Here is a 13,892-nt window from a genome sequence, read left to right on the forward strand (position 1 = left end):
TCACTCCAGATCTGCCTCCTTCAGCTTTTTTCCGATATGCCAAAGAAAGCAGATTTTCGGTTAGCGTGGGTCCCTTTTCGTTTGTCGTTACCCCTTTTGGTGGGTCCCTTTTAGCTTAGCGTTACCATCCCACCTCAAGCTTCGAGCTTCGATACCCCTCATTCCCGTAAAAAGGCAAAGCAAAACGAGATTGCAGAAGCGTTGGGATAAGTCCGTTGTTTTTTGCCGAGGAATCTTGTTTTGTACCCAGTTTTCTACCGTGACAACAAACTTACCAAGACTGGAAGCGGGGATAAACTGCCGTCGACGCTGGTCAGGCTTTACGTACTTGAGCATCCGCCGCGCATGAGGAATGGGATTGGTTTGAAGCAGCCATTCCCCATCCGGCCCTTTGAAGTAAGGAGAACAGGTGTTCCACACATTGCTAAAGACCTTCAGAAAAGTAAAGCAGCGATCCCGTGCGGTTTTTCTCACCTCATTGAACTGTTCGACCAACATTTCAGGGGTGACCGACCTAATGTCGAGTTCCATCCATTCTGCGGGGAAGTGATGGTTCACTTCATGGCGGTATCCACGCAATGTGCGAGGGCTTAGGCCTTCCTTGATTTCGAAAAACTTTTCTACTGCGGCGCGAAGCGGAACGGATTGCTCCTCAGGGCGAGCCCGCTTTTTGGGTTGTTCTTCTCTGGGGTCGAGACCTTGTTCGCATAAATTCGCATAGGACCGCGCCAAGCGTCGGGCTTCATCGATAGAGACGGCTGGAAAGGCTCCAATCGTGATCTTGATCGGAGAGCTTTTTCTCCCGGAGATCCGTTTTTCAAAAACGAAGCACGAGCGTTTCTTGCCAACGGTGAATTTGAGTCCGGCAACCTCGCGGTCTTTAATGGTACCTGATTGCTGATCGCGGACCAGGCCAGTGAGAAGGGTTTTATTGAATCGAACAGTTTTTGCCATGGGGTTCTCCTTCGAATTCGGCTGTAAGAAGGAGAAAAGCGCTTTTCTCTCGGCGACAATTTGCCGACAAATCCAATCTAAACCGGAAGTTTGGAAAAGTGCAAACAGCCACCAGCCATGGCCTTCACAATACACAAACACATGTAAATTAAGGACTTATTAGAATCAGGGTGCAGGTATGAGTGACGACTCGAATCCCCGGTTGGTACTCTGAAGGAGCGCCGGATCATCCCAACTGGAGCCGGCACCTTGCACCTGCCTGTCCCCCACCACCCTTTGCACCTGCCTGTCCCCCACCACCCTGCCTGTCCCCCACCACCTTGAACCTGCCTGTTCCCCACAGCCCTCCGAATGATCGTAGGTTTTCAACCGGGCGCTGCCGTCCGGGTTCTCAATCAGCACCAAACATGTTCGAGGACCCCGAAAACCGCCGCCGCATCACGGCAGGCCCGTTTTTTCCGGGCGTACCGACGAAATCCCCCAAAGCACCGCCAACCGTTTTTTTCTTTTTTCGGCGGATTTCTTTCGCGCATGGGTATTACTCCGGTAGCGACGGGCGACGCCGGCAGGTCCGCCGCTGCACATTCTCCCCATGGCGAAGGACCATCATGAAAAAATGGCTTACTTTGATTTTGAGTTTATTCCTCTGCGCGGCGATGAATCCGCTTTCCGCGCAAAAAATGCTGGGCACCTATGCAGGCGCTTATTACGGCAACGGCAGCAACGTCGGCGGCCAAGGTCACGTCGATGTGAACTGGAATTGCTGTTCCTATCAGGGCGATACCACCGGCCTGAATCTGAATTACCTGATCGATGCGATTACGGAAAGCAATTCCAATACCTACTTCTACCGCTTTAGCGGGAACTCAGCGTCCCACTGGGTCGAATTCGAAGATTTTTTGGTGGAGATGGCACGGCGGGACATCGACATCTACGCCTACCTGCCACCCAATACTTACCTGCAGCCCTATGGCTCGCAAACCGCGGCATGGGCAAGCCAACTGGCAAACATCGCCCCTTACCACCCCAATCTAAAAGGGATGGCAATTGACGATTTCGACAAAGCCGCCCACGAGCACCCCGACCAATACGGCCCTGCCGGTTTGACCACCATTCGCAACAACCTCAACGGCTTGCGCTTGTTGGTTACCGCCTATTACAAACCACCCCACGGCATGGCCGCGGTCGGCTACAACGACACGTTGCTGCTTGATGCGAATGTGCTCAACAGCTACAAATTGTCCCATTCGAACCGTTATATTTTTGACGGGGTGATTTTCCCGGTCATCATTGATACCGACGGCAAGTGGACCGCCCATCGCGACGACCGACTCAGCAACTTTTCACAACAAATCCAAAACATCCGGGCCAACCTGCACGCGAGCACCCCGATCTACACCATGCCTTATGCTACCGGCTACGGCTACACGGCCAACGGTCAACCGGCGGCACTGAACACCTCGCTTCATTACCTGAACAGCCTCACCGATCTGGCCCTGAACCTGACGGACGGGGTGGTGATGTACCACCTACAGACCCACTACATGGAAGCCTGGGGTAATCTGGGTGGGGCGCCACAAAACTACCTAGTCGCGGAAAAGCGCGAGCTGATTAAAAACCTTTACCGCGAAAAGGCAACCGTCACCCTGAGCAAAGACCAAACGGTCAGCAACCTGTCAGCTTACTACGACCAAACCCGCGACTTCAAAATCGAGCTCCCCGCCAATGTGGCCAACCTGAACATCGACACCGCCAACGGTACCGGCAACGTCGACCTCTACGTTCGCAGAGGCGCGGCGCCGACCACGACCTGGGACTACAGCAGCACCGGCGCCGACAACCGCGAGGCGGTCAGCATCGCCGATCCCGCCGCGGGTACTTGGTACATCACGCTCAAGTCCTCCGCGCCTTTTGACGGCGTGACCCTGGTTGCCGACTGGGACACCATCTTGAGTTCACCCGTCCAACCCGTGACCAACAACAGCCAGCTCGGCATTGCCGGTATCACCAACAGCCGCAACAACTTTTCCCTGCAAATCCCGGCCGGCGCGACCAACCTGCGGGTTACCACCAGCGGCGGTAGCGGCAACGCGGATCTGCACCTCAAATACGGTGCATTGGCCACCCCTTCCAACTACGATTTCCGCTCCGGTTCCAGCAACAACTGGGACCTGGTCGAACTGCCCAATCCCACCGCGGGAACCTGGTACATCATGGTTTACGGCATGCAGCAGTATGGGAACACCTACCTGACCGTTTCTTGGAATGAACCCGCGGGCGGCGGCTCCAGCACGCTGTCCAACGGCCAAGTGGTCACCAACCTGAGTCGCGGAACCAATGAGAAGTTGTATTTCCAAGTGAACGTGCCCGCCGGGGCGACCAACTTGCGCTTCCACACCTATGGCGGCAGTGGTGACGCCGATTTGTTTATTGCCCACGGCCGCATTCCCACCCAAGGTAGCTGGGACCACCGCGGCTTCAACGGCAACAACTACGAGGTCGTCGACGTGCCCAACCCCAACAGTGGGACCTACCACATCATGGTCAACGGCTACAACGCCTTCCAAGACCTCAACCTGACCGTGACCTGGGACTAAGGCACAGGGTATCATTTATATAATGATGCAACCCTAACAGCGGACCGCGCTATGAACCGCGTGCGCGGTCCGTTTTTTTCGATACACGCTCACACGGCTTTGTCGGTTGTCACGGCCGCGATATTGGCTACCAGCCAGGCCGTCGCCGCGCATAACTGTAACCAATCGCCGCTGGAACTGACCCCGTAGGCAAAAACGCTGCCGATCCAACAAATGCAGGCGGTGGTTTGACCGAGCCACTCGACCCGCAACATTTTGGCGACCGCGGACGATACCGGCCGGGCTCCCACTGCTTCTTTAGCGTTTCCTTCTAACATAAACATTCTTCCCCACAGAGAGAGAGGTCGTCGAGGTACATGCCCCACTGGCGGTAAACTTCCAAACCTTCCGCCGGCAACCCCAGGGACGTGGCGACGGCCTTGGCGACCACAGCAAAGCGTTGGCGGAATTTGTAGATAAAGCAGAAGATGTGCTTGTCGTGGCGCACCGCGGGACCACACAAAAACAAACCGGGCACGATCGTCGATTCATCGTCTTCGCTCAAGAAAGGAAAACCGTCCTCACGCGATTCAAACATGTGGGCGACCAGCTTGTGACTTCCCGTGAAGCCCGTTGCCAACAGGGGTTGCACCGGGGTTTTAAAGGTATCCCCTTTGAGGGTTGCCACTTCAAAAACACCATTTACTCGCGTCACCGAGGTTACTTCTGAATGGGGGGACAAGCGCACGTGCTCCACAAAAATGTCCTCATTCATGCGTTCGAAGGAGTACGTGGACAGCGCAATGCTTGGATCGGAATTGCGATTTTCCCAAGGGAACCCGGAATCAATCAAACGCACTTGCTTGCCCCGGTTGGCAAGGTGGTAGGCCGCGTCAACACCGCTTTCATAACCACCCACGATGACAAAATCGTCGCCGTCCAGGTTCTCATAGCTGGGAATGGTCGCGGTGTGGCGACAGAGTTCGGCACCCTCGAACCCACCGAGCCGTGGGTATTGAAATTCGCCCGCCGCCCAAATGACATGTTTGGCGCGAATCGTCGCGTCGGCGGTGTCCACCAAAAAATCGTCGCCAAACTTGGTGACCCGCATGACGAGGGTGTTCTCTTGTATCGGAAGCGCATAGTGGCGCGCAACGGCACCCAGGTAAGCGGCGTAAGCAAGCCCCGTGGGGTGTTCAACGGCGAGAGAAAAGGCGGGGGACGTGCCGAGAGCAACCGCGTTCAAGTCGAGCATGCCGATGGTGTTGGTCGGAAACGAGGGGGTAATGAAACGTGTCTCCGCGGGCCAAAGGGCAAAGGAGCCACCCACCACATGACGTTCGAGGATCACGAAATCCCAAATGCCCGCGTTGGCAAGTGCCACGCCGACACCCACGCCGGCCGCACCGCCACCGACAACCACCACATCATATTCTTTTTGACGCTTCTCGGCTTCCATCATCCAGCCTCCGGGCCGTTCCGGCACCCATATTCTGCAAGCTGCTTGCAAAAAAATATTAAACGCAAGTTCCTTGCACATACAAGGCATTTCTTGAAAGGACCTTGAGGTTGGAGAGGCCGACCCCCGCGTGAGCCGTGTCGGCGGTCAGGCTTGGCCGGCGGGCTGGAGACAGTCCGGGCATTCGCCGCGCAATTGAACCATGGCTTTTGCAACGGAAGCGGCCCAGGGACCTTCCGCGACGGCGGCCACGGTAATTTCCTCGGGTAGGCAGGCCACCCGCCCGCAATGCACACATACAAAATGCGGGTGTTTGTGGTTGTTCTCTTCCCTGGCCAAGGCGTAACGGTCGATGCCGTCCACCCGGCTTACCACCTCGGCGAGGCCGGCGTCGCGCAGTTTAATCAAGTTTCGGTAAACGGTTGCGGGATCCCAGTCGGTATCGCCCAAACGGTCGAGCATCTCGGTGTGAGAAAGCGGGTCTCGCGCTTCCGCCAGCACACGCACGACCGCCAAACGCGGGGCGGTAACGCGCAGCGCGCACTCCTGAAGGAGCTTGCGGGCTTGGTTTTTGGTGATCCTCATGAAGAACTCCGGGGAAAAACATCGCCGTTTGCAGTTTAGGAGAAAGCCCTTGCACTTGCAAGCCACTTGAATGTAGACTCCTTTTGCAATCTACTTGCAAGTGCACTTTGCTTGCGCGCCACCCCACGGCGCCGAATTTTTAAAAACCGACGAGGAACAACATGACGACGAACCACCACACACCCGACACGCCCCCCACGCGCCTGCCCGTTACGGTCCTGTCGGGTTTCCTCGGGGCGGGGAAAACCACCCTCCTCAACCAGATTCTCAACAACCGGGAAGGCCGCCGGGTCGCGGTGATTGTGAACGACATGAGCGAGGTCAACATCGACGCGGCTCTGGTTGAACGCGGCGGTGCCGAACTCAGTCGCACCGAGGAGAAACTCGTCGAAATGTCCAACGGCTGTATTTGCTGCACTTTGCGCGACGATTTGCTCGCCGAGGTTTCGCGTCTCGCCCAGGAAGGCCGCTTCGATTATTTGCTGATCGAATCAACGGGGATCTCCGAACCCATCCCCGTCGCCCAAACCTTTACCTTTGAAGACGAAGACGGCGTCAGCCTCAGCGGTGTTTCGCGCCTGGACACGATGGTAACCGTGGTGGATACGGCGAGCTTTTTGCGCGATTACAACAAAGCCGAGGCGCTGCACGACATCGGTGAGGCGTTGAGCGAGGAAGACCACCGCACGGTCACCAACCTGCTCATCGATCAAATTGAATTCGCCGACGTCATTCTGCTGAACAAAATCGATTTGGTGAGCGAAAAAGAAGCCGAGGAAGTGGAAGCCATTGTCAAAGCGCTCAACCCCGGCGCGGAACTCATCAAAACGACGCGCGGCCAAGTTCCATTGGGAAAAGTGCTCGACACCGGTTTGTTTGATTATGAAAAAGCCGAAAGTTCCGCGGGCTGGATCCGCGAACTGCAAGGCGAGCACACGCCCGAAACCGAAGCCTACGGCATCGCGAGTTTTACCTACGAGACATCGCACCCTTTCGACGCGGAAAAGCTATTTGCCTTCATTCAGGACCAAAAGAATTGGCGCGGTGTTTTGCGCTCCAAGGGCTTTTTCTGGGTGGCGGCCGATCACCGCGTCGCCTACGAATGGGCGCAGGCGGGCGGCGTGCGCAGCGTGAGTCCGGCCGGCATGTGGTGGGCGGCGGTCCCGCGTGAGCGTTGGGTCTTTCCCGAGGGACAAGGCCCGGACAAGCAACCTGGCTGGGATCCGCGCTACGGGGATCGCAATCAACAAATCGTTATCATCGGCCAAAACCTGGACGAGCAAAAAATGCGCACCGACCTCGACGCTTGTCTGCTGGAGCCGAAACTGGCCCTTGCCGACAGCAAGGCCTGGGCCGCGCTGCCCAATCCATTTCCCAAGCTGGAACCGGCCGGGGCACCCGCTTAACCTTCAAGGAGCGATCCCATGGCTTCCCTCGCCACCAGCCAGGCGGCTCGGACACGGGTCACCCGTACGAACACCGATGCGGTCGTTGCCGTCGACCAACTGGTTTTTTCCTATCCCGGTCAAGACCGGAACCCCGCCGCACCCACGCTGAACATCCCTTCCCTCACCGTCGCGGCGGGGGAACGTTTGTTTGTGTACGGCCCAAGCGGGTGCGGCAAAACCCCCCTGCTCGGGCTATTGGCGGGCGTGCTCGAGGCAGACCACGGCAGGGTGGAAATCCTCGGCCGAGATTTGGGCACGATGGGCCGCGCGGCAAGGGACGCGTTTCGGGCCGCGCACATCGGCTACATCTTCCAAATGTTCAACTTGCTGCCGTACCTTTCGGTTTTGGACAACATCCTGCTGCCCACCTTGGTCAGCAACCATCGAACGGCCAAAGGTGCCGCGGCCACAAAAGCAGAAGCGGTCGCCCTTGCCGATGCCTTGGGCCTCAAGCAACTGCACCACCAACGCGGCAGCCGCTTAAGCGTGGGCCAACAGCAGCGGGTCGCCGCGGCCAGGGCGTTGATCGGCGGCCCGGAACTGATCATCGCGGACGAACCGACCTCCGCCTTGGACGAAACCAACCGCCGCGAGTTCCTCGACCTCTTGTTTCAACAATGCGCGACGGTTGGTTCGACGCTGATTTTTGTGAGCCACGACCGACACCTGGCCAAGCGCTTCGACCGCGCGGTCGACCTTTCCGTGCTCAACCAGGCGGGTGACCCGTGATCCTACGCCTCGCAACCGCCTCGCTGCGGGACCGCCTCACCGCGAGCCTGCTCACGGCCCTGTCCATCGCCTTATCGGTGGCGTTGCTCCTGGCGGTGGAGCAAGTGCGCACCGGCCTGCGCGATAGTTTTTCCAATACAATTAACGGGACCGATCTCATTGTCGGCACCCGCGTGGGCGATCTGCAACTGGTACTTTTTACCGTTTTTGGGATCGGCACCACCCCGGACAACATCGATTACGCCACCTTCGCCCGTTACCGCGACCATCGCGCGGTTGCCTGGGCGGTGCCTTTTTCGCTCGGCGACAGCCATCGCGGGTTCCGCGTGGTTGCCACCGATCAAAGTTACTTCGAACACATCCGCCATCACCAAAACCAACCCCTCCGATTCGCTTCCGGCCAGGCGCCGGCCGGAACTTTTGAAGCGGTGGTGGGTCATAAAGTGGCGGAAACGCTGGGTTACCATGTCGGCAAACGCATCATCTTATCTCACGGATTATCGGCCCCGGTCGGCCTCTCCGACCACGGTGATCACCCCTTCACCGTGACCGGCATTCTCGAGCGCACCGCCACACCCATCGACCAAACGGTGCTGATCACCCTGACCGGTATGGAGGCGATCCACGGCGGCGAACCCCCTCGCGCCGAGGAACAGGGCGCTTCCCCGGCATCCTCCCTGACCGCATTTTTTCTTGGTTTGCATTCACGCATCGATACCATGCGCCTGCAGCGGGAAATCAACACCGACCGCGGCGAACCGCTGCAAGCAATCATTCCCGGCGTGGCCCTGTCCGCCCTGTGGCGCGGGATCAACCAAACGGACGCGGCGCTAAAAGCCATCGCCGCGATGGTTGTTCTGGTGGGACTGACCGGCATGCTGGTCTCGCTTTTGGCCACCCTGCAGGAACGGCGTCGGGAAATGGCCGTGTTGCGCGCGGTGGGCGCGGGACCGGTCACCGTGGTGCAACTGCTCCTCCTCGAAGCAACCACGCTGACCCTGCTGGGCCTTCTCGTGGGACTTTGCCTCAACTACGGCCTGCTGGTTTCGGCGCAACCGCTGCTCGAACATGCATTCGGCTTGGTGTTACCGATTCGCCCTCCCTCCGCGCTTGAGTGGGGTTATCTCGCGCTGGTGTGGGCGGCGGGCATGCTGATGGGTTTGGTCCCCGCCGTTCATGCTTACCGCAATACCCTCGCCGACGGCCTCAGCGTCGGTCTTTAACACCGGCTACCCAAAACGTGGAGGATGCTATCGTGAACCACTCCTTCGATCCGCCGCAAACGGACCCTCCCCAAACCTTCCCCTGGGTTGACCGCATCGGCGCGCTCCTAGCCGGCCTGTGCGCGGTTCATTGTTTTGTGTTGATGCTGGGATCGGCGCTGCTCAGTTTTTCGGCCGTCAGCCTCCTGGTCAACCCGGCCCTACACTGGTTGATGATCGGGTTCGCCATGGGTTTGGTGGCCCTCAGCCTGTTCGGACCACGACGTTGCTACGGTCCCCTACCCGCGGCGCTGATGATCGGCGGTTTGGTCGCCGTGATCACCGCGAATTGGTGGGGAATCAAAACCCTCATCGGTGAATTTTTGTCCTGCGCGGGTGGCTTGAGCCTGGCCGCGGGCCACGGCCTGCAACTGATTCACGCCAAACACGCCCGCGGGGAAACCCGCGAGAAGCCAAGGCATGGCCCACGTACCTGGGCCGCGCTCCTGACCGCGGCGGTTCTTCTCACCACGGTCCTGCAACCCCCGACGGCTTGCCGCTTCCTCCCCACGGGAAACGGACCGCCGGCCGCCGAGGGCACCATCGATTGGTCGGTCCTCGCCCAGTTGGACACGCGGTCCGGGACCATCGGCCCCGAGCTGAAACAGGCCCTCGCCCAAAGGGTTCGCGTTCCCGGTTTTGTGGTGCCCCTTGACGAGGTCGGCGAAATTTTTCTGCTCACGCCCCACGCGGGCGCCTGTATTCACGGACCTACCCCGCCGATGAATCAGGTTATTTTCGTAAAAATGCAACATGCGGAGGCACGCATTGATCCCTGGGCCTGGGAACCAATTTGGGTCACGGGGAAACTCCACGTTCAAGAAGTCGACAGCCCCTTTGGATCGGCAGGTTTCCAAATGGAAGGGCTGGCGAGCGAAAGTTACCATTGAGAGGCGTTATGTTTAATCGATCTGTTTTTTGTCTGAGAAAAGCCACCCTGCCGATCCTCTTCCTGTTGGCCGCACCGCCGTGTGCCGCCCAACACGCGGCCCACACCCACGGCAAGGCCGAGCTCAACCTGGTGGTCGGCGAGGACCACCAAATTGTCGCCGAACTAATCGTCCCCGCGGGGTCGGTATACGGGTTCGAACACGCGGCGCGTAACCCGTTGGAAGTAGCCCGCAAAGAAGCCGGCCTAAACAAACTGAAGGCGGCCCTTGCAAGCATGCTGGTGCTCCATCGCAAAGCGGGCTGTGCCGTCACCGTGCTCGGCGAGGTCGAGGAACAGGCCCACCCGCATCACGACCATGGGCATGCGCACGCGCGGCATGATCGCGGCGGGCATTCGAAAACCCATGAAACGGATCACCACAACGTCATGGTTCACTGGACCCTTCAGTGCGGTTCCACGTTGAGGGACCAACAGTTGACGGTCAACTGGCGCGAGGTTTTGCCGGACATTCACCAAATCACCGTGGTGTTGCTGACCCCCGACCGCCAAGAAAGGTTGGACTTGCACAAAAGCGGGACCGTCATCCGGCTTTAGCTCGGCTAACCCAGCGTTGGTGAATCATTGTTTTAAATGGGCCTTTACCTGTTCGACCGCCTTGGTCAAAACCGGGTCGTCCTCGCCTTCGATTAGCGGCGTTGCGAGGGCGATGTCCGGCACCACACCCCGCACGGTGCGATCTCCATTGGGCCGGACGATATGGGCTTTGGGGTAACCCACCGAAATCCCGGTGTTGGGCAGGGTAAACCGTTCCATGGCACCGTAGGTGGTGGCGAGATCGTTGGTTTCTTCGCCGAGCACGGTGCCGAACCCGTAATCCTGCACCATGGCCGCCACCACAACCGCGTTTGAGTAGGAATGACGGTTCACCAACAGGTACACGGGTTTGGTGAACCGGTTCCCCTTGCGAGGCGCGGTTTCTTTTATCTCAAAGGGGAACACCTCGCCGTTGTTGCGTTTGGCGTATTCTTTGGCGTAGCGCGCTGAAATCGAATCCGTTTCACCGGGCTTGAGCCGTTGGGCATTGGCCGCGGTGGACTGCTCGCTCACCTTGACCTCGAAGCTGGAAGCAAAACGAAAGGGTTTATCCGCGAACCATGCCAACATGTGATCGCTAAAACTGTTGCTACCACCCGGATTGTCGCGCAGATCAATGATTAACGCGGCCTGGGCGCGCAACGCTTCAAAAGCGGCGTCGATGAAACGGACAAAGGACGTGTTGTCCCACGGGTCCTCGCTTTCGGTGTTGTAAAAAGGACCGGGCCGCAAGTAACCGATGCCGTCGGGCAAGACACGGAACGAACGGCCGTCGTCCAAGGTCAGACGTCCCTTGCGCTTCGCCCGTTGTTGTTGCATGAAGGCGCGATTTCGCGCGGGCACCGTCACCCTTTGTTTCTTGGCGGCGCTGTCGATCACGGTGACGCTGAATTCGGTTTGCTCACCCACTTCCAACCACAACAAAAACGGGAATTGGGTTTCGAAAAAGCCGTGAAGCATGGTTTCGGTATCGGCGGAACAATAGGCGCCGAGTCGCCGGTACCATTCCTTCATGGTGATGCCGTTCATCGCAATCAATGCTTGGCCCGCCGCGAGCTCGGGGACGCCGCTGTCGTTGCCGGTGATCAAGGTTCGTTGGTTCACGATCTTCACATCGAGTGGAAAAAACACGCCGCCCGCTTCGAGGTAGGCCAGGAAGGCGGGAACGGGAAGGTCGACCCGCGCGTGGGCAATCTTGCCCAGGGCCACGAATTGTTGGAAGAAGACACGGGCTTCTTTTTCGGTCATGGGTTTCTTAAGGGCGGCGCGACGCGTTTGGAATGCGCGATCCATCTCGGCTTGGCTGATATGGACAAACGGATCGAAGTGGGCGGCTTTGAGCCCTTCGTACAGGGCGTCAAAATCTGCTTGAAGTTCACCGGGCGAATAAGCATCGGCATCTTCGCCAATCAAAAACCCCGGCAAAATCACCCACAAAACCATGCCAATCAAACATGCGCGCATCGCCCGCTCCTTCATCGGTTATTTCGGTAATTACTATGCGTTCTCAATGGTTTAAAGTCATGATGGAAACCTCTATTTTTCATGATGACGGGGTGATGCATGGCGGTGGATAGGGAAATCATTCGTATCGGCGACTGGACCTTCGACGTCGCGGCGGGTCGGCTACGCCGCGGCGAAACGCTGGTCGAGTTAGAGCCCAAAAGCGCCGACGTGCTGTTGCTTTTGGCGCGGCATCGCGGCGAGGTGGTGTCCCATCACATGATTCACGACCAAGTATGGCCGGATACGGCGGTCGGCGCGGGCGCATTGGCGCGTTGTATTTCAAAGCTGCGCAAAGCGCTGGGTGACGACGCCCAGGCCCCGCGTTTCATCGAAACCCTGCCGAAACGCGGCTATCGGTTGTTGGCGCTTGCCGAGCCGGAAGCCACGCCGCCGGTCGAACGGACCCCACCCCGCGAACCTGAACCCTCGATCATTCATGTGCCGGCCGTCGCGTCAGAGCTTCCCGCAACTTCTCCACCGGAAGCGCGCGAGCCGGCCGAACAAGCGACACAAGCGACACAAGCGACACAAGCGACACAAGCGAAACAAGTGTTTCCCATCCTAACGGCGGTCGTCTTTTTCGCGGTGTTTGCGGTGATTGCCGGTCTGATGCTGATGAAGCCGAAACCCATTCCGGCGGAGAACCCGATGCTGCGGCGCGCCGACGATTTTTACTACCAATTCACGCGTGGCGATAATGAATCGGCAAGGGCGCTTTACGAACGGGTAATCGCCGAGGATCCCGATTCCGCCGCGGCAACCTTGGGTTTGGCCAATACCCTGGTCCAAACGGTGATTCGTTGGCCGGAATCCCTCGATGGATTGGCGGCGGAGGAACCCGACCTGACCAACGCCCTGGCCACGGGTCGGGTGGACGGCCCCCAAGCGCAGCGCATGTTGCAACGGGCCGAATCTTTGGCGGAACGCGCGGTTCGTTTGGACGGCGGCAACCCGAAAGCCCATCGCACCTTGGGTTTGGTCTTGGCGGCGCGCCGACAGTTCGCGGCGGCCCACGCCGCCTACCGGCGCGCGATTGAATTGGATCCTCATGCCTGGGGTGCCCTGATCAACCAAGCCGAGCTGTTGACGATTCAGGGTCAACCGGAGCAAGCACTTGGTTCGCTGGAGCGCGCGTACGCGGGGATGACGGCACATTATGATCGTGATCCCGTGCATATCCGTCCTTGGTATCCCGAGATCGGCCGTTTGATCGGCAACAAACACGCGGCCGCGGGCCGTTTGGAAGACGCCGAGGTGTGGTACCGCCGCGTTCTGGAGCACACCCCGTTTCACGAGGCGACCACGGTCGATTTGGCGCGCCTGCTCCACGCCGCGGGCGATACGCAAAAGGCGGCGGAGTTGTGCCGTCAGTTAAGCGAACGCGTGGGGACCTTGCCGGCATGCGCGGCGTTATTGGGCGAGATCGAATAGGATGGGGTTGCGTGGATTGGGAAGCGGTCAGTTACTTTTCTCGTGTTGTTGATCGCAAGGGCGTTCCGGCCTAAAGGCCGCGGGAATATCGCCTGGAACGAGGGCATTTTTCTCCTCAAAAACCTTCTTTTTGTGGAAGGCTTTTGAGGAGAAAAATGCTGTTGGGATAGGCACCGTTCGAGGTTATGTTTACCTGCCGCGGCGCGATCTTGGCGACGCCGCCGCAACAGCCACACGGCAAACCCAATATCTCGATGTCACCCATTTCCAACCCGTTTCGCCTGCCTGTCCCCCGTTTCCCCTGTTTGCGTGGCTCCTGTACGCCTTCAGCGTACCTCGAACTATCGATGCTAACCCAGGGTGCGCACCCGTCTGCTTCGCGCCGGGTCCGCGCCCTGGGCTGAAATCCTGCACGGCGTTGCCGTGCCACCGGTTCCCACGCCGGCGTCCCACCCG

The 13,892-nt window shown here is 58.7% G+C and carries 12 protein-coding genes; 7 read left to right on the plus strand and 5 right to left on the minus strand.

What is annotated here, in order from left to right:
* Positions 1–87: 87 nt before the first annotated feature.
* Positions 88–954 (minus strand): integrase arm-type DNA-binding domain-containing protein, encoded by an 867-nt coding sequence (locus tag J3U88_RS33155; RefSeq protein ID WP_207863514.1) that lies wholly within the window; start codon positions 952–954, stop codon positions 88–90.
* Between the two features lie 608 nt (positions 955–1,562).
* On the opposite strand from J3U88_RS33155, the gene J3U88_RS33160 reads away from it, so the two are divergent.
* Complete coding sequence (locus tag J3U88_RS33160) at positions 1,563–3,551, plus strand: PPC domain-containing protein (protein WP_207863515.1); 1,989 nt, start codon at positions 1,563–1,565, stop codon at positions 3,549–3,551.
* An 89-nt stretch (positions 3,552–3,640) separates the two neighbouring features.
* Here J3U88_RS33160 and J3U88_RS33165 read toward each other — a convergent pair whose 3' ends face one another.
* The 3 genes from J3U88_RS33165 to J3U88_RS33175 all read right to left on the minus strand — a co-directional run bounded on the left by J3U88_RS33165 (position 3,641) and on the right by J3U88_RS33175 (position 5,574).
* Entirely contained in the window at positions 3,641–3,868 is a 228-nt protein-coding gene (locus J3U88_RS33165; RefSeq protein ID WP_207863516.1) for a hypothetical protein, read from the minus strand.
* Positions 3,862–4,992: an NAD(P)/FAD-dependent oxidoreductase gene (locus J3U88_RS33170; protein WP_207863517.1), complete on the minus strand. Its 1,131-nt coding sequence runs from the start codon at positions 4,990–4,992 to the stop codon at positions 3,862–3,864. The genes J3U88_RS33165 and J3U88_RS33170 overlap by 7 nt, the downstream gene beginning before the upstream one ends.
* A 144-nt stretch (positions 4,993–5,136) precedes the next feature.
* Positions 5,137–5,574 (minus strand): Fur family transcriptional regulator, encoded by a 438-nt coding sequence (locus tag J3U88_RS33175; RefSeq protein ID WP_207863518.1) that lies wholly within the window; start codon positions 5,572–5,574, stop codon positions 5,137–5,139.
* Between the two features lie 161 nt (positions 5,575–5,735).
* Here J3U88_RS33175 and zigA point away from each other — a divergent pair, with 161 nt between their 5' ends.
* The 5 genes from zigA to J3U88_RS33200 are packed head-to-tail and all read left to right on the plus strand — an operon-like array spanning position 5,736 to position 10,499.
* Positions 5,736–6,980, plus strand: coding sequence for a zinc metallochaperone GTPase ZigA (gene zigA / locus J3U88_RS33180; RefSeq protein WP_207863519.1), 1,245 nt, complete (start codon positions 5,736–5,738; stop codon positions 6,978–6,980).
* A gap of 18 nt (positions 6,981–6,998) precedes the next feature.
* The gene (locus J3U88_RS33185; RefSeq protein WP_207863520.1) at positions 6,999–7,751 is read left to right on the plus strand and encodes an ATP-binding cassette domain-containing protein; all 753 of its coding nucleotides are present in this window, start codon (positions 6,999–7,001) and stop codon (positions 7,749–7,751) included.
* The gene (locus J3U88_RS33190; RefSeq protein ID WP_207863521.1) at positions 7,748–8,974 is read left to right on the plus strand and encodes an ABC transporter permease; all 1,227 of its coding nucleotides are present in this window, start codon (positions 7,748–7,750) and stop codon (positions 8,972–8,974) included. Before J3U88_RS33185 ends, J3U88_RS33190 begins: the two co-directional genes overlap by 4 nt.
* A gap of 32 nt (positions 8,975–9,006) precedes the next feature.
* Positions 9,007–9,903: a MerC family mercury resistance protein gene (locus tag J3U88_RS35160; protein WP_207863522.1), complete on the plus strand. Its 897-nt coding sequence runs from the start codon at positions 9,007–9,009 to the stop codon at positions 9,901–9,903.
* Positions 9,904–9,911: 8 nt separating this feature from the next.
* The gene (locus J3U88_RS33200; RefSeq protein ID WP_207863523.1) at positions 9,912–10,499 is read left to right on the plus strand and encodes a ZrgA family zinc uptake protein; all 588 of its coding nucleotides are present in this window, start codon (positions 9,912–9,914) and stop codon (positions 10,497–10,499) included.
* A gap of 24 nt (positions 10,500–10,523) precedes the next feature.
* On the opposite strand, the gene J3U88_RS33205 is transcribed toward J3U88_RS33200, so the two are convergent.
* Positions 10,524–11,963, minus strand: coding sequence for a S41 family peptidase (locus J3U88_RS33205; protein ID WP_207863524.1), 1,440 nt, complete (start codon positions 11,961–11,963; stop codon positions 10,524–10,526).
* A gap of 99 nt (positions 11,964–12,062) precedes the next feature.
* Here J3U88_RS33205 and J3U88_RS33210 point away from each other — a divergent pair, with 99 nt between their 5' ends.
* The gene (locus tag J3U88_RS33210; protein WP_207863525.1) at positions 12,063–13,436 is read left to right on the plus strand and encodes a tetratricopeptide repeat protein; all 1,374 of its coding nucleotides are present in this window, start codon (positions 12,063–12,065) and stop codon (positions 13,434–13,436) included.
* The last annotated feature ends 456 nt before the right edge of the window (positions 13,437–13,892 follow it).

This window comes from Acanthopleuribacter pedis, assembly GCF_017377855.1.
GTDB lineage: Bacteria > Acidobacteriota > Holophagae > Acanthopleuribacterales > Acanthopleuribacteraceae > Acanthopleuribacter > Acanthopleuribacter pedis.